The organism is Mucilaginibacter sp. UYNi724 (assembly GCF_054057495.1).
The window spans coordinates 121554-139045 of the sequence record NZ_JBSRZI010000004.1 but is presented as its reverse complement, the minus strand read 5'-3'; the positions used below and the strand labels follow the sequence as shown (position 1 = coordinate 139045).

Annotated in this window: 13 protein-coding genes and 1 pseudogene; 9 read left to right on the top strand and 5 right to left on the bottom strand. The window is 43.8% G+C overall.

The genetic code is table 11. The features are described from left to right. Positions 1 to 193: 193 nt before the first annotated feature. The 6 genes from ACVW0P_RS07985 (at position 194) to ACVW0P_RS07960 (ending at position 8744) form a co-directional block, all read left to right on the top strand. Complete coding sequence (locus ACVW0P_RS07985) at positions 194 to 607, top strand: cytochrome c maturation protein CcmE domain-containing protein (RefSeq protein ID WP_457131606.1); 414 nt, start codon at positions 194 to 196, stop codon at positions 605 to 607. Positions 608 to 620: 13 nt separating this feature from the next. Next, positions 621 to 3086 (top strand): cytochrome c biogenesis protein CcsA, encoded by a 2466-nt coding sequence (gene ccsA, locus ACVW0P_RS07980; RefSeq protein ID WP_457131605.1) that lies wholly within the window; start codon positions 621 to 623, stop codon positions 3084 to 3086. Positions 3087 to 3725: 639 nt separating this feature from the next. Continuing rightward, positions 3726 to 4208 carry a hypothetical protein gene (locus ACVW0P_RS07975; RefSeq protein WP_457131604.1) on the top strand — a complete coding sequence of 161 codons (483 nt, stop codon included), beginning with the start codon at positions 3726 to 3728 and terminating at the stop codon, positions 4206 to 4208. A 155-nt stretch (positions 4209 to 4363) separates the two neighbouring features. Beyond that, positions 4364 to 4888: an alpha-ketoglutarate-dependent dioxygenase AlkB gene (locus ACVW0P_RS07970; RefSeq protein WP_457131603.1), complete on the top strand. Its 525-nt coding sequence runs from the start codon at positions 4364 to 4366 to the stop codon at positions 4886 to 4888. A gap of 514 nt (positions 4889 to 5402) precedes the next feature. After that, entirely contained in the window at positions 5403 to 8012 is a 2610-nt protein-coding gene (gene mutS, locus ACVW0P_RS07965; RefSeq protein ID WP_457131602.1) for a DNA mismatch repair protein MutS, read from the top strand. A 144-nt stretch (positions 8013 to 8156) separates the two neighbouring features. Further along, positions 8157 to 8744: a C40 family peptidase gene (locus ACVW0P_RS07960; protein WP_457131601.1), complete on the top strand. Its 588-nt coding sequence runs from the start codon at positions 8157 to 8159 to the stop codon at positions 8742 to 8744. A 154-nt stretch (positions 8745 to 8898) separates the two neighbouring features. On the opposite strand, the gene ACVW0P_RS07955 is transcribed toward ACVW0P_RS07960, so the two are convergent. Together ACVW0P_RS07955 and ACVW0P_RS07950 are read right to left on the bottom strand one after the other, a co-directional pair. Continuing rightward, positions 8899 to 10806 (bottom strand): DUF3857 domain-containing protein, encoded by a 1908-nt coding sequence (locus ACVW0P_RS07955; protein WP_457131600.1) that lies wholly within the window; start codon positions 10804 to 10806, stop codon positions 8899 to 8901. After that, complete coding sequence (locus ACVW0P_RS07950; RefSeq protein ID WP_457131599.1) at positions 10806 to 12776, bottom strand: DUF3857 domain-containing protein; 1971 nt, start codon at positions 12774 to 12776, stop codon at positions 10806 to 10808. The genes ACVW0P_RS07955 and ACVW0P_RS07950 overlap by 1 nt, the downstream gene beginning before the upstream one ends. 119 nt (positions 12777 to 12895) lie before the next feature. Between ACVW0P_RS07950 and ACVW0P_RS07945 the strand changes: the two genes are divergently transcribed. Continuing rightward, positions 12896 to 13909, top strand: coding sequence for an exonuclease domain-containing protein (locus ACVW0P_RS07945; protein WP_354431046.1), 1014 nt, complete (start codon positions 12896 to 12898; stop codon positions 13907 to 13909). A gap of 151 nt (positions 13910 to 14060) precedes the next feature. Here the strand turns inward: ACVW0P_RS07945 and queG are convergent, their stop codons facing one another. Further along, complete coding sequence (queG, locus tag ACVW0P_RS07940; protein WP_457131598.1) at positions 14061 to 14996, bottom strand: tRNA epoxyqueuosine(34) reductase QueG; 936 nt, start codon at positions 14994 to 14996, stop codon at positions 14061 to 14063. 129 nt (positions 14997 to 15125) lie between these two features. On the opposite strand from queG, the gene ACVW0P_RS07935 reads away from it, so the two are divergent. Beyond that, positions 15126 to 15515, top strand: coding sequence for an STAS/SEC14 domain-containing protein (locus ACVW0P_RS07935; RefSeq protein WP_457131597.1), 390 nt, complete (start codon positions 15126 to 15128; stop codon positions 15513 to 15515). 13 nt (positions 15516 to 15528) lie between these two features. Further along, entirely contained in the window at positions 15529 to 15762 is a 234-nt protein-coding gene (locus ACVW0P_RS07930) for a hypothetical protein (protein WP_457131596.1), read from the top strand. A 94-nt stretch (positions 15763 to 15856) separates the two neighbouring features. Here the strand turns inward: ACVW0P_RS07930 and ACVW0P_RS07925 are convergent. Both ACVW0P_RS07925 and ACVW0P_RS07920 read right to left on the bottom strand, forming a co-directional pair. After that, positions 15857 to 16159 (bottom strand): annotated as a pseudogene (locus ACVW0P_RS07925) (nuclear transport factor 2 family protein); the annotation flags it as partial. Positions 16160 to 16405: 246 nt separating this feature from the next. Then, positions 16406 to 17317, bottom strand: a complete 912-nt coding sequence (locus tag ACVW0P_RS07920) for a polysaccharide deacetylase family protein (protein ID WP_457131595.1) — start codon at positions 17315 to 17317, stop codon at positions 16406 to 16408. Positions 17318 to 17492: the final 175 nt, after the last annotated feature.

The following is a 17492-nucleotide window of genomic DNA, read 5'->3' as shown; positions in this document are numbered from 1 at the left end:
TTAGTAATTAGTGAATAGTGAATAGAGACTGGTCAGATTAAATCAAAACAAACAATCATATTAAGCATTCCACTTTAACCTTTAACCTGATATTATCAATAATAATTCTAAATAACATATATCCCCTGTAATAAACTTATTTAGCTTTGCGTTTTGTATTTTTGTAATCTGTAATACAGGAAAATATCAGTTAATGAAGAAAAGCTCAATTATAGGTATCGTTGTTATTGCTATCGCTATCGCGGTTATTATCAGCACCTATTCAAATACAAGTACTTACGGGTCTTTTAACGATGCAAAAACCACTAAAAGTGAATTGCATGTGGTTGGACGTTTAAACAAAACTAAAGAATTGTTTTACGATGCAACCAAGGATGCCAACTACTTCTCTTTTTACATGAAAGATAACAAAGGCGAGGAATGCAAGGTAGTGTATAGCGGTACCAAGCCTGAAGATTTTGAGCGTTCGGAGCAGATTGTACTTACCGGTAAAATGACCGGCAGCGAGTTTCATGCTTCTAAAATTTTGATGAAGTGCCCGTCTAAATACAAAGACAATAAACTGAATGTTACCGAAGTGAGCGCCAAAAAGAGCGCCAATATATAATTAGAATTTTTTAATGGATATAGTTTTTAAAGGCGAGCACCTGTTACCCGGGCAGCTGGGCCAGTTTTTTGTCGTACTTGCATTCGGGGCAGCCCTTTTTTCTTTTATCTGTTATTTTTTCGCCACGCAAGAGAAAGTTGCTAATAGTGATAACTCCTGGTTGCGACTTGGCCGCATGGGCTACCTGTTAAATACCGTAGCCATTGTAGGGATGGGCATTTGCCTGTTCTATATCCTTTACCATCACTATTTTGAATATCACTACGCATGGTCATACACCTCTAAAGAGTTGCCTGTTTACTACCTTATTTCGGGTTTTTGGAACGGACAAGAGGGTGGCTTTTTACTATGGATGTTTTGGGAAGCCGTATTGGGTAATATCCTGATCTGGAAAGCAAAATCATGGGAGAAACCGGTGATGACTACACTTGCCTTATCGCAGGTGGTGTTGGGCACTATGATACTGGGCCTGCAAATTGGCAGCGCGCATATTGGCAGCTCGCCGTTTATGTTGCTGCGCAGCTCGGGCATCGAAGGGCCTATCTTTCAAAATCCGAATTACCTTAGCTTTATAAAAGACGGCAAGGGAATGAACCCTTCGCTGCAAAATTACTGGATGATCATCCACCCGCCAACGCTGTTCTTAGGTTCGGCATCATTGGTTGTTCCATTCGCTTACGCGGTGGCCGGGTTATGGACAAGGCGCTTTAAAGAGTGGGTGCAACCCGCTATTCCTTACGCTTTGTTTTCGTGTATGGTATTGGGCACCGGTGTTATTATGGGCTCGTTTTGGGCGTATGAATCATTAAACTTTGGTGGCTTTTGGGCATGGGACCCGGTAGAGAACGCTTCTATCTTCCCCTGGTTGATATTGGTTGCTGCGGTGCACGTCATGATCGTTTATAAAAATACAGGCCATTCGTACTTTACCGCCACGTTTTTAACGCTGGTAGCATTTGTAATGGTTTGGTATTCGTCGTTCCTGGCAAGGAGCGGGGTACTGGGCGAATCATCTGTACACGCCTTTACCGATCTTGGCCTGTTCTGGCAGTTGGTTATCGGTATATTTGTGTTTTTGGGTATCACCATTTACCTGCTGGTTAGCCGCTTTAAGGCAATGCCGATCACCAAGAAGGACGAAGAAACCTACTCGCGCGAATTTTGGATGTTCGTTGGTGCTATCTTCCTTGGCTTGTCGTGTTTCCACCTCGTGATCGTAACCTCCGTTCCGGTTTGGAACCTGATGTTCGGCACCAAGCTTGCCCCACCTACAGATCCTGTTAAACATTACAACGTTATCCAGGCATCGTTCGCGGTCATCATCGCTTTACTAAGCGGTTTCGCACAATTCCTGAAATATAAAAAGACCGATACTACCCGTTTCTTCATTACCACGTTGGTGTACTTCGGTTTTGCCGCGCTGATCACCGCTTTGATCGTATATGCAACCGGCTTTTACAAGTTGCATTTCGTATTCATTATTGTGATGTTTTGCTCGGTTTATACCATTGTAGGTAACGGTAAGATCCTGGCTGATGCTGTTAAAGGCAAATTTAAACTGGCCGGTTCGGCAGTTGCGCATATTGGTTTCGGCCTGTTATTGGTGGGCGCTTTGATATCCGCAGGTACTAAAAGTGTTGTATCAGAAAACCTTACCGGCGAGCAATACAGCGCGGATTTTGCTAAAGACGAAAACCCTAAAGAAAATATCCTGCTCTACAAGAACGAGCCCCTTAAAATGGGCGAATATATGGTAACTTTTACCAGCGATACCGTTGAAGGAGCAAGCCATTTCTTTAATATCGATTACAAGCGCCTTAAAGATGGCAAGCAAACCGAAGCTTTTACGCTTAGGCCTAACGTGATCCAGGCGCAGGGCGGCATGTCGTCAACGCCGGATACCAAGCATTACCTGTTTCATGACCTGTACACCCACATTACCATGACAAACGTGATCACCACCGGGCCAAAAGAGGAAGAAGGACAGCATGGCGATGAAAACGACGATAAGAAATATGACGCGCCTGTAGCCCACGAAATAGCCGTTGGCGACACCATGGCTTACCGCGACGGTATCATTGTGCTGAAAGGCTTAAACAAGAACGTTAAACTGCAAAATATCCCAATTACAGATAAAGACATAGCCGTAGGCGCGCAATTGGAAATTACTACACACGGTAAAAAATACCAAAGCGAACCCGTTTATATGATAAAAGGCCGCGCCGTGTTTGATTTTGGTAAAAAACTGGAAGATGCAGGCTTAAAACTGCGTTTCACCAAGATTATCCCGGGCAAAACCATGGCCGATGGTAAGGTAGAAATAACCGTTTACCAGCAACCCGAAAGCAAAAAGAAATTCATCGTATTGAAAGCCATCGAATTCCCATACATAAACTTACTGTGGTCAGGTACTATCATCATGGTTATCGGTTTCTTCATGTCGATATTACGCAGAAGCAAAGAGGTTAAGGTGGTGTAATTTTATAACGAAGGACAAAATATTTTCACAAAGGGCACGGAGCAAATACTTCGTGCCCTTTGTGCTTACTGCAAACTATCAACGGCTAACCGAACCTGGGCGTTGCCGCTGATAGAAGCGGCCAGGCTATCCGTTGCAACTCCTCATTCTGGCCTGCCGATAGGGGCAGTCCTCCATTCCGGGGTTTCCACTGCTATCCTTAACGCAAATTTCACTTTGCCCAAGTATCAATTCGGTCTGACCCCTTATGAATGTTAATGATATTGGCAATGCCACTGCCTTCCCCTTAAAAGGGGAAAACTACTGCTTGTGCAACTTTCGCTGCCTTTGATAACGTGTGAAAACTTTAACTGATATCCTTAAAGCGAGGTCTGAACCGGGATTAAGCGGAAAAACATGGCCCAAACGTCAAAGCGGGCGGGCATGGTGTATGGCGGAATAACAGTTTAGCCTTCGGACTCGCACATGCGGGATAAAGCGTTAAGAACTGACAGGTCGGGCGGAAGCTTCGCTTTGACGTGGCGTTTTCTTTGGTCGTTTTCTTTGCGCCAAACAGCCGGAGGGAATAAATTGGTCGGAGAGCGTGGGGCTTGTAACTGTCGCGTCAATTGCTTAAACTGCGTCAAATTACCGAACCTTATGAACTATAACCAAACGTCACAAAACAACTTAAAACCAAGTTTTAAAATAGCCAGGCTTGTTCATATGGCATTGCTTGCCGGCCAGGTGTTGTTTGCCGGGGTAACCCTTTTCATTAATAAAAATATTAAGGTAGATACATCCAGGGATAACCAGTTCCTTATCATCGCGCTGATATTGGCTATAATGGGTTTCTTTGTCGGCAACCTGATCTATAAACAGGTGGTAAACGTTGCTGCCAAAAAGGAAACCTTTGTCGAAAAAATGATGGCTTACCAATCGGCATTGATCATACGGTACGCGTTGTTAGAAGGTGCATCTCTCTTTTGCATCGTAAGCTATTTCTTGACGTCCAATTTTATATTCTTGTTGATATCGGGTGCAATCATCGTATATTTTATAATACTTAGGCCAAAGGTTGATACCATAGCCGAGGAACTAAACCTTACCTATGAAGAAAAGGCGGAACTGGAGAATAGCTAACGGAGAGTTAGATTTTAGGTATTTACGGAGCCCTTGTTGGTGTTGTCACCAACAAGCCGCCATGCATGTGTAAGGCTCGTCCTTAGTTTTTTGGTGAGAATACCTATGGGCGCAGAGACGAGTGGTCTTTGTATAAAATAAAAAAACTGTTAATTATGATTGAAGGTGTAACTTATATTAATGACTTTATATTTGCCGACCAAGAATTGTTTGTTTATTTAGAACAACACGAGGAGTGGGATATAAGAGTGAAAGCGAGGAAAACGGCAAGTTATGGCGTAGCTTACAATTATTCTCAAATGAATTATCCTTATCGGAAAATGTTACCTGAGTTAACGAAAATTTGCGACAGTGTGAATATGGTAATTGGCTTTGAGCCGAATAACTGCCTGATAAATTATTATCCGAACGGGGAATCGAAAATGGGGTTCCATGCTGACCAGACCGATATTTTGGAAGACGGAACAGGCGTTGTAATCGTATCGTTAGGCGCAACCCGGACGTTAAGGTTTAGAAACATACAAGATAACGAAACATTAATTGATTATAGCTTAGCTACAGGGTCGCTCCTATATATGAAACAAAGCGTACAAAGGGTATGGCAGCACGCAATTCCTAAATCAAATAACAATGAAGCGAGAATAAGCTTAACATTGCGGAGGATATTGGAGAGTAAATAATATGCAGTTATTCAATTTGATACTTAATAAATACTCAAATTTCACCCTTTTTATGCTGCATCATTTTAGATGCCTTTGTTGGTGTCGTTACTAAAAAGCCGCCATGCATGCATTAGGCTTATCCTAAATGGTCGTGGGTTAAGGCTGTAATTTGAGGGTGTCTCACGGTGTTCCACACTGTACCATTTTTTTGAAAACAAGACATGCTATACATTTCATTTAAATATTTGATTATAAATATTTTAACTATATTAATATAAACTTGTACTTTAACTAAGTGCTAAATTTGATATTTCGTAACGCATTGATTTTTAGCACAATAAACTACTGTCCCACTTGCCTGTCATAAAAAGTGGGACAGTACATAAAATGAAATAACGACTTGCAAATTTTACTTTCGACTTTTAACTTTTTACTTTCAACTTCTTCTCTCCACATCCCTTTAACTTTTCCACAATCCCGGTATTACGAGGGCAATGAATTAAATTAGCAGATTATTAAAAAGCACACACCCTTGGCCAAGAGCGAAACCAAAGAAACCCCCTTAATGCAGCAATACAACGCCATAAAGGCTAAGTACCCCGGTGCTCTGTTGCTGTTCCGCGTGGGCGATTTTTACGAAACCTTTGGTGCCGATGCCATAAAAGCTTCGGGTATTTTGGGCATTACGCTTACCCGCCGTGCCAATGGCGCAGCAACGCATATCGAACTGGCAGGGTTTCCGCACCATTCGCTGGATACCTATTTGTCAAAATTGGTACGTGCCGGCCAGCGTGTCGCCATTTGCGACCAGTTGGAAGATCCTAAAACGACCAAGACCATTGTAAAACGTGGCGTAACCGAACTGGTTACCCCCGGCGTTGCCACCAGCGATAACATCCTGCAACAAAAGAGCAACAATTACCTGGCTTCGCTGTACTTTGAGAAAAACAGCGTCGGCATCGCCCTGATAGATATTTCTACAGGCGAGTTCCTGGCGGCACAGGGTAGTACAAGTTATATTGATAAATTGCTGCAAAGCTACGTCCCCAGCGAGATCATCTTCCCAAAAAGCCGCCAGCACGACTTTAAGGATACTTACGGCGACCGTTTCTATACTTACACCCTGGACGAATGGCCTTACAGCGGCGATTACGCTCACGAGACGTTGCTAAAGCACTTCGGTGTAAAATCGCTGAAAGGTTTTGGTATCGATAAACTGAATTTAGGCATCGTGGCTGCCGGTGTTGCGCTGCATTACCTGAACGAGACCGAGCACCGCAACCTGCAACATATCTCGGCCATTGGCCGGATAGAGGAAGACCGCTACCTGTGGTTGGATAGGTTCAGCATCCGCAACCTGGAGTTGGTGGGCTCGAGCAATGAGAACGCGTTGACTTTGGTTGATGTGCTAGACCATACCTGTTCGCCGATGGGCGCAAGGATGCTCCGCCGCTGGATAGTGATGCCGCTCAAAGAAATTAAGCCCATACAAGACCGCCTTGGCGTAGTGGAATATCTGATAGCACAGGAAGAACTGCGCGAAGACCTGCAAAACCAGATTCGCCAGATTGGTGACCTGGAAAGGCTGATCTCTAAAATAGGCCTGCAAAAAGCTAACCCTCGCGAAGTCTGCCAGCTAAAAAAAGCATTGATCGCTATCGAGAGCATTAAGAAACTCACGATGGAATCGGCAAGCGAGCCGATGCGGGCGATAGGCGAGCAGCTAAACCCGTGTGTTTCCATATCTGAAAAGATAGCCCGCGAACTGCACCCCGAGCCACCTGTAATGATGGTAAAAGGTTCGGTAATGAACGAGGGCATTAATGAGGAACTGGACCGCTTGCGCAAGATCGCCTTCGGTGGTAAAGGTTATTTGCTGGAGATCCAGAAACGCGAGGCAGAGGCTACAGGCATTCCTTCGCTTAAAGTTTCGTTCAATAATGTGTTTGGATATTATCTGGAGGTAACGCACATTCACCGCGAAAAGGTGCCTACAGAATGGATCCGAAAGCAAACCTTGGTAAATGCCGAACGTTATATTACCCCCGAACTGAAAGAATACGAGGAGCAGATTTTAGGTGCCGAAGAAAAGATCCTGGTGCTGGAAACCAAGCTTTACAACGACCTGCTGTATGCTCTTGCAGAATATATTAAACCCATTCAGCTGAACGCTATCCTGATAGCCCGTTTGGATGTACTGCTAAATTTTGCCACCATATCCATCAAAAACTATTACGTTAAACCGGATGTGAACGAGAGCCGCGTGCTGGATATAAAAGGTGGCCGCCACCCCGTGATTGAAAAAAACCTGCCGTTGGGCGAGGAATATATCACTAATGATGTTTTCCTGGATTCAGATTCGCAGCAGATCATCATTATTACCGGGCCCAACATGGCGGGTAAGTCGGCTTTGCTAAGGCAGACAGGCCTTATTGTACTCATGGCGCAGATGGGCTGTTTCGTGCCTGCCAAGGCCGCGTCGGTTGGTTTGGTAGATAAGATCTTTACAAGGGTAGGGGCATCGGACAATGTATCGTCGGGCGAATCTACCTTTATGGTGGAGATGAACGAGACCGCCAGCATCCTCAATAACCTTAGCGACCGCAGTTTGATACTGCTGGATGAGATAGGCCGCGGCACCTCAACATATGATGGGATCTCCATCGCATGGTCCATAGGTGAATACCTGCATAACCACCCGACAGCGAAGGCAAAAACACTGTTTGCAACCCACTATCACGAGTTGAATGAACTAAGCAACAGTTTCAACCGCATCAAAAACTTCAATGTATCGGTTAAAGAAGTTGGGCAGCAGATCATCTTCTTACGCAAACTGGTACCCGGAGGCAGCGAGCATAGCTTCGGGATCCATGTTGCTAAGCTGGCCGGGATGCCGCAAAAAGTATTGAGCCGCGCCAACGAGATCTTGAAAAAACTCGAAAATGAACGCACCGGCGGCGAGCATATCAAAGAAAGCATCCGCAAAGTGCAGAAACAAGCTGTGCAAATGCAAATGTTCTCGATAGATGACCCGGTATTGGTAAAGATCCGCGATACGCTGAACAACCTTGATGTAAATACCCTAACCCCGGTTGAAGCCCTGATGAAACTGGATGAGATACAAAGGGTGATAAAGGGATAGGTTAGATGTGCGGATTTTAGATGTGCAGATATGCAGATAAAGCTCATTTGCATATCTGCATATTTGCACATCCGCACATTCACCTGTTAATATGTTTATAACATCCGCTTGTAACGTGTAAGTGTTTACTAATATCTTTAGGCTATGCTGAAACCACGCCATTCGCGCTTCTTGCTATTTTTTGTCGCTGCTATCATTTTATCGGCCTGTCACTCCAAAAAATTAACGGTTAGGAATACCGCCGACCTTGCCCAAAACGGCCCCTATGTAATGGTGAAGCCTGATAAGGAAATAGCGGAGAAGTATTCGGAATTAATGGGGGTAAAGCGCAACGAGATCCAGAATGGCCGCCTATATAGCTTTATAGAAGAATGGTTTGGCGTCCCTTACCGTTTTGGCGGTATGGGTAAGGATGGTGTGGATTGCTCGGGCCTGGTATCGCTGCTTCAATTACAGGTTTACGACCAGCCCTTGCCACGTACATGCGCCATGCAGGTAAATGTTATCAAACGTAAATTTGAAGAAGAATTAAAAGAAGGCGACCTTGTTTTCTTTGATTTTGACGGCAAGCAGTTTAGCCACGTTGGGGTGTACTTGCAAAACGGTTATTTTGTGCACGCCAGTACCCGCAAGGGCGTTTTGGTAGCCCGCCTGCATGATAATGGCATCTATAAATTCTTTTCGCGGGGTGGGTCTATCAGCCATACAACTACGGCGCAGGTAGATGAATAGCCATTGCTTAAATTATAATTGATATTTTTGTGCCAATGGCAGAGCCTAAAAACGATTACTCTTTCTGGACTAAATATAAGCGTTACGCCGGTAACGAGATCCTATTATATGTGATTATGATAGTGGGTATAATCTTGGGTATCATTATATTCAGTTAATTGCTTTTCACCAGCACCATGTTGTAATTGTCGGTATCGGCAATCTCCTGGTAAAAAGTTACCAGGTCGGGATAGGTTTCTTTAGTATAGGTTCCATCAATCAGTTCCACACGGCGCTTAAAGGTTAGCTTGCCATCCGCAAATACAGTGCTCATCTTGAATTTACCGAATGCTTTACTCATGCTTACATTAAGCGGCTCCATGTCGGGTTTGTAACCTGCGGGCAGGGTGTAAACTATTTCATCCTCATCTACATAACCACGATTAATATAAACAGGATTGGTACGGTTGCGCACATCGCGGATACTGCCGCTGCGGTTTACCGGGTTAAGCGAAAAGTAAAGCTTCCCGTTATCTGCCGATGCAAAATCGCGGGCGCTTAGTTGAATTGTTTCCATAGCTACGGGCATTTCTTTTTTATCCTCCTTAATGTCCAGCTTTTCTACATTAAGGTTGCTGATATGCGGGTACATCTTTTGCAGTGCCTTTACTTGTTCTTTCGCCGTTTCGTCAACTAAACTTTCGGGATTATTGTATTGCGTGCCTTTATATATGGTAACCATGTTGCCGCTAAGTTCGCCATCTGCTGCAATTACAAGGTTGGCTTTGCGGGTTTGCAAGTTCTCAGCCGCGGTATATTTGGGTGTATGTATCAGTTTGCCGCCTTCGGGTGTGCAGGCCAACACAGTGCGGTCATCGGTAAAGTCGCCCAAAAAACCAAAGGGGATCTTTTGATTGGTGCACTCCAAAAATGTGGTGTCGTTTTTTAAAGGAATGCATAGTATCACATGGTTACCCTGGCCCATGCTTGCAAAATCATCAAGCATACTTATTTTGGCGTTATCGCCCTCTACAACGCAATACCAGGATGGAATATCCGCCGCTTTTAGTAGTGCCTGCGTATAATTCACCAGGGCTTTACAATCTCCATAGCTAAGCCTGTCTACATCGCCGGCTAAAAATGGTTGGTAGCCGCCGATGCCCACCTGTACACTTATGTAGCGGGTTTTACCCTGCATGTATTCGTAGATCTTTTTTGCCTTTTGCTTAACATCGGTAATGCCTTTGGTAAGTTCTTTTACCTGTGCAATGGTAGCGGGGGGAAGTGCCTGCCTGTTGGCTAATAGCTTCTCATAATTCCAGCGGCCAAGTTGCTCCCAGTTGATGAAACTGCCGCTGATGCCTGCGTAAACAAAGTTTTTTGGGGCTATCTTTACGGTGCTCAGGTAGGTGTCTTTGATAGGGCTATAGGGTTCGTTACGTCCAGCTTTAAGATTGTTTAGCTGCCAGGTGTAGGTTTTAATTCCATCTTTGGTATAGCCGGCTACCATTTTTGCAGGCATGTTAATTTCTTTATACCTGATTGTAAAATCGGGCTTGCAAGCAAATGTGTACGAGCTTTTTTCTACCGCCAAACCCGGGTATGGGTTAGGCTTCCAATCCCTGATGTTTAAAGTTTGTTTTGATTTAAGGTCATACTCATACTCAATGGTGTAAGGATATGAGCCAATAGACGGGATATAATGCTTTACCCGCGAGTCTTCAAATAACGAGAAATCGTTAGAGGCGTCCTGGTCTTCGAAGTTCTTTTCAGAGAATTTGCTGCTAAGCTTGCCAAACTCATCATAAACAGTGCCTTTAATGCCTTTTATCACGTTGCTTTTATCGTACCAAACTACAATATGTGCAAGGTCGTCGCCATTTTTGTTTAATACAGTAATGGCTTTTTTAATATGGTACAGTGTGTTGCCGCCATCAACCTGGGTATAAATATTTTCATCGCGGATAATGGCGCTTGCATAGGGCAGCAGCTCTTTCGGGATTTTGCTTACTTCATAACTTGACTGTGCACTCGACCCAATGGCACAACCTAATAAAAACAGTACGGTTAAAACCTTTTTCATCACTTTTTCCTGATCACTATCTCGGCCTTTTCAGACGATATTATTTTATTATATAATTCCTTCAGATAAGGGTATTCTTCGGGCGTATAAACAGATTTGGTGAACTGTATAACATTAGAATAAGTGAATACATTATCGGCGCCGCTAAACTCCGTTAAAAATTTACCGCCGTTATTAGGAAGTGCTACACCTGCAGGTTGCGGCGAACTTTCAATTGCATAGCCGGCGGGTAGTGCCATGGTTAGGGTGTACCTGTCGTTTGATGATACGCCCCAATCTACCGGGTATGTGCGCTCCTGCAATTTAAAAGGATTGGTGGTATGCCTGTCAAACAAAACCGGGTTAAACGCCAGGCGGTTATGGTTAAGGTTGTCAAATACGTCAATCTCTACCTCGTAGATCTCGCCAAGTGGTTTATCAAGGCTGTCTACATTGGTCAGGGTCGATTTCAGGATCTTCGTCCGCACCAGTTTTTCGTCGAGGTTTTCTACATATTCGTCGGTGGTGTTGAATTTTTTGATCTCTTTCCGTTTGTTGTAAGCAGCGTAACCCATAGAATAGGTGGTGATAGTACCTTTAAGTTTACCGTTGGCTTGCAAGGTAAGGTTTAAATTACTTGTGGTGTTTTGAACTTGTTTTGCAACCAGGTCTATCCAGTACGATGGCTTATCAAGGCTCATTACACGGCCCTTATCATTAAGGCATTTCACCGGCAGCATCCCAAACGGAAGCAGGGGGTCGGTAGCATCAAGCAGGTAAGTTTCGGTACCTATGGTGGTTTTGGCAATCACATAGTTAAACTCATTCTCTACCGGGTAAAGCGTGTTTAGCAAACCGTTGCCACGGGTGGACAGTAAAACCGCATCCGTTTTTATCCCCGCCGAATTTAGCGCGGCTACCAGCGCTAAGTTTATATCGGCTACATCGCCGGTGTGCTTATCAAGGGCTTTTTTCACACCATCGCTGCCGCGCGAATAAATGTCGTTCCACTTTATGTTTTTTTGGATGTATCGATAAATGGCTACGGCTTTATCCATCTCGGTGGTTTTGCCTGCTATTACCGGGCCTATGTAAGGATTTAGGAGATTCTTTTTTATCTGCGAGCCAAAGTAATCGCCGTGTTTGAAATTGTAATCGATGTCCTTCCATTCCTTGGTTTCTTTAATTTTTACCCCGCTGTAAGGGTTTGTCCATTCCTCCAGGTTAAAATATACGGCCGACAAAAAGTTTTTTGACGAGGTCATAAAATCTTCTTCGATAAATGCCGGGATATCGGCCATGCCATAAGTTAAATACGAACAATCGCATTTAGAACCGTGGCTGCTAAAGCATTCCTTTTCAATATCGGCCTTGCTTTTGGTGAGTTTTAGAGGGCCGCGGATCATGGCGTTAAAGGTCCAAAAAGCTGGGATATGCACTTCGTACTCAGAATATGCTTTTGGGATATCATCCTGGAAATCCCATGACGGCAGCCTTCCAAAACCTTGTATCAATTTTGTGTAAGTATATTCAACTATACAGCCGGGGCGTAGGTTTGGCATGGCAAACTTCATGGTTTTCCAATACTTATTATCGGTAGTGGTGTATATTTTAGAATGCTCCAGTTCGGCGATTTGCACTGCGCCGTTTTCATCTGTGTAAGTAGTTACGCCCTTAATGTCAATAACTTCATCGTGTGTATCATCACTATCATAAAACGAGATAGCTACGTTGCCCTTATTAAAACCCTTGGTATCCAGTATTTTGATTTTGGTGTGATACTTAAAAAAAATCTTAAGGTGATCATCGGCAGCAATATCAATGCGCGATGAGCCGAACTCGTTTAGTACAAAAGCATGGGCTGATGTATCATTTTTGTAATTTTTCAGGTGCATTTCCTCGATGGTGAATTTACCATAAGAGAAGTCTTGAGCGGATGCCAGTGTTGCAAATGAAATGAATACCAGCAGGTTAAGTAAAAATTTGTTCATGTAGTTCAGGTTGTATTCTCTTGACCTGAAAATAAGAAATTATCCCGACATATTACACCAAAAATAGTGTGCCGATAATTTTAAGAGTTTTACCACCTTTGTACTACTGATAAGCAAAAATGAAATTACAATTAAAACGGCCCCTGGCCTTTTTCGACCTGGAAACTACCGGTACCAATATTGGCGCCGACCGTATAGTAGAGATCTCTGTTATTAAACTTAACCCCGATGGCAGCGAGGATGTACTAACCTTGCGTGTACACCCGGGTATCCCCATCCCTTTAGAATCATCGTTAGTACATGGTATTTATGATGAGCACATTAAAGAGGAAAAACAGTTTCATGAACTTGGCCAGCAAATAGCCGATTTTATACAGGATAGCGACCTCGCTGGATACAATTCTAACAAGTTTGATATACCCATGCTGATGGAAGAATTTTTACGCGCAGGCGTACAGTTCGACCTTGATAACCGCCATTTTGTGGATGTGCAAAATATTTTCCACCAGATGGAGCAGCGTACCCTAAGGGCTGCTTATCAGTTTTATTGCGATAAGCAGATCATCAACGCGCACTCGGCCGAGGCTGATACCCGCGCAACAATGGAAGTTTTGCTTGCGCAGATAGAGCGTTACGAGAACCACGAGTGGGAAGATAAAAAGGGCAACAAAAGCACACCTGTAGTAGGTGATGTGGAGGCGTTACACAAATTTACAAACCTAAGCCGCCCGGTTGATTTTGCCGGCCGCATGGTTTATAACGAGCAAGGCGAAGAAACCATAAACTTTGGCAAGCACAAAGGTAAAAGGGTAGAGGATGTACTTACCGCAGAGCCAAGCTACTACTCCTGGATGATGCAGGGCGATTTTCCGTTGTACACCAAGCGTAAGCTGGAAGAGATCTACAAACGCTGGAATGCTAAAAGGGTAGCCGAGCGCCAGCAAGCCAAACCTGCGCAACCGGCAGCAGCACCCGCGCAGCAACAAGCACCAAAGCCTGCTTTCCAAAACAATAGCCCAAAAAGCAGTCCGCAGCTAAACGCGCAGCCATTTAAAAAGAAAGAAGAACCCGCCAAACCGGTGGATGAAGATATGCTGGCACAGCTGGCCATGAAGTTTGGGAAAGGGAAATAGAGATTAGCGGTAGGCAATATTGATTAGTTTCTCCGCTCGCCTCCATCATTCGCGTCGTTGGTACAAAGCAATCTCTTTAAGCAAGTCCGTTTTGCATGGCGTATAATCGTCCTAAAAAGATTGCTTCGTACCTCGCAATAACGGTTATTAATTATATTTCTTTTAAAAACTGAATATTCCTCGTTAGACCGTCAAATTTGGTGCGTTTTACGGCCGAATTTTTAAATACCTTTTGGAATACATCGGTGGTGATCTCCTCCCAGTCCTCTTTTTTTAATCCGTGAAGTTCTTGGTGTGGGGTAAAAGAAGGTTCGCTGTGGATTACGGAGAAGCGGTTCCAGGGGCAAACATCCTGGCAAATGTCGCAGCCGAACATCCAGTTATCCATTTTGCCTTTAAACTCCTGAGGGATCTCGTTCTTTAATTCGATGGTGAGGTATGAGATACATCTGCTGCCATCAACCACATAAGGGCCAACTATGGCATCGGTAGGGCAGGCATCTATGCAGCGAGTGCAGGTGCCGCAATGGTCGGCAGTAGGCTCAATATCGTACTCCAGTTCGATGTCTATGATCAGTTCTGCTAAAAAGAAGAATGAACCTGCCTGCTTGCTAATGAGGTTACTGTTTTTACCAACCCATCCCATGCCTGCTTTTTTAGCCCATGCCTTGTCCAAAACAGGTGCCGAATCTACAAACGCCCGGCCGCCAACCTCTCCAATTTTTTGGTTAATGATCTCCAATAACTGCTTTAGCTTATCCTTAATTACACTATGGTAATCAGCACCGTAAGCATATTTAGAGATCTTTGGTGCCGATGGGTCTAACTGTGTGGTATCGGTATAATAATTTAGCCCAAGGGAGATAACGGATTTAGCGCCATCTACCAGTAAACGCGGGTCCAGGCGTTTATCGAAGTAGTTTTCCATGTACTTCATTTCGCCGTGCATACCTTTGTTGAGCCAGTTTTCCAACCGTGGGGCCTCATCTTCTAAAAACGCTGCCCTCGCTATGCCGCAAAACAAAAAGCCCAGGTTTTTAGCCTCGGTTTTTATCATTTGCGAATATACCGACAGGTTTTGCTGCATGGCACAAAGATAATATAAACCATTGTTTTTGAAGATAGTACTGCTCTTGCGCGCTTTAAATAGGCATTAAATAAATTTCTTTTTAAACAATGGTATGGCTTTTGGTAGGATTACGTAAACGAAACTATCATGCTACAATTTATAAATGACCTGGAACCTCACGTAGTTGGCATACATGCAATAGGCGAGGTGACCAAACAAGATCTGGAAACCGTTTTATTACCCCGCATCGAAGAACTAGTGGCGCGCCAGGGTGAGATCAACTACTTGCTTGTACTGGAAACAGACGTGCAAAATTGGACCGCCGGTGCCTGGTGGGACGATATTAAAATGGGCCTGAAAAACTTTACCAAATGGAACAAAATAGCCGTAGTGAGCGACCAGAAAAGCGTACAATGGTTTACTAACGCATTTACCCACTTTGTGCCAGGCAAATCAAAAGGTTATAGCTCACATCAACTGGATGAGGCCATTGCCTTTGTAACCGCTAAAGAAGAAGAAACAGTAGAATCTAAATAACCACCTATATATTATGGAAAATAAACCAGAAGGATTTGACAGAGCCAATGGCCAGGGTCAGAATCATGATACAGCAGGAAATGTTGCTAATGTAGGTAACGATACCCTAAAGCAGGAAAAGGATAATAACGACCTTGCCAAAGAGATACCGACCGTTACACCCGACAATGACAACGAAGAGTTAGAGAACCCGTCAGACGAAAACCCTTCAAATAAAGGGCAGGGCCCCGCAGGCGAGAATTTATAAAAAAGAAAAGCCTTTCCATTTTGGAAAGGCTTTCTTGTTTTAAATCCCACGTAGCTGTTGCTTATCGGTATACCGTGTAAATATTATGGTTGCACTACCTGTTATGGTACAACTTTGAATTTGAATAAGTAGCCTCTCCAACAATTTTGTTATCTTTTATCTTAAAGATACCGGCGCTGTGGATATCGTAACGCACGGGGCTGCCGGATTTCTCTTTTAGGCCAACCACATCATACTCCACCACCACAGTCGAATCTGTATTGATGATGTTATCAACCAAATACCTCGCATCTGGCGACACATAAAATACCTGGTGGAAGATCTCATCGGCGCCTTTTGGGCCAATATTTTCACCATCCCAGTCAGTAGTAGTTATCTTGGCTTTATCGCCATATTGGGCAACGAGGCTCTTGAGGCATGGTCGTTCAGGTAACGGAAATGCTCATTAATAACCTGTTTAAATATCTCGGTTTGATTAACTGCATTTGTTTGGGGCTTATAGTTGCAGGCTGTAAAAGCGGTAGCCAACGTTATGTACAGGAGCGCAGGGTAATTGTCATCCTTTATAAATAAGAATTTATATGAACAAGAAAACCCTCTTTTCTGTTACGAAAAAGAGGGTTTAAAATATCGGTTTGTAAGTTTAGAAACTATTTCTTACGCTATTGCCAAACGTTTTGGTGCTCCAGTAACCGCTATCCAAGATCCGGCGAACTGTTAGCAACGGGTAATCAGGGTCGCGTTTATCAGCTAACTGGAAAGCTATTTTAAAGCCTTTTTTGTCAAGCTCCGGCAATACCGGTTTTTTCCAAACGCCGAACGGGTAGGCAAAGTACTGGATTTTTTTACCGGTAATTTCTTCCAGCTTTTTGGTAGGCTTATCTATCTGGGTAACCCAGTCGTCAACAGGGCGGTTAGTGATCTTACCATTAAGGCCTTTGATAACCAGGTTAGAGTTATGCGAGTATTTGTCTACGCGGTGATGGTCCCAGGTGTGGCTTGATATTACGTTACCATCATCAGATAATTTTTTGATCATCTCTGTGGTCATGTAATGCGGGCGCCCTATAGACACCGTCATCACAAAGAAAACACCTTTAAAACCGTATTTCTTCATCTCTGGCGCGGCAATAGTAAATTGATCAACATCGGTATCATCAAATGTTAACATGATGGGTTTTTTAGGGAGCGGCGCACCAGCCACCAGGTAATTGTACAATTGATCTGGCAGGATGGTGTGGTAACCGCTGTCTGCCAACATTTTCATGTGCTCTTTAAAAGCAGCTATTTGTACAATGTAATCTTTAGCGTTTTTAGAGTCGGTTGCCTTCCAGTCGCGGATCTGGTGGTAACAAACTATAGGCACCTGTTTGCGGGCTAAAATGGCAGCTTTATCAATTGGATTGGTTGATAGTTTTACCGGGGCCGATGCAGATTCTTCGGTTGTTGTTTTAGCGCTATCGGCAGTAGTTTTATCTGTCGATGTTGGTTTTGACTGGCACGATACCATGCCCAAAAGTACAAATGGCAATACTGCCGAAAATTGCTTTAACATATTAAGAATGATGATTTATAAGCCGCTAAAATAGTATAATTCTAAAGGGGATTTATTAACTGTTAATAAATTTTATTACAATACGTATTTTGGAAAAGCGAAGTCGTTTTTAGTGAAAAAACGTCGTCATTGTTAGCTCCAAAAGCAACAAAGCCCGCGATTAGCGGGCTTTGTT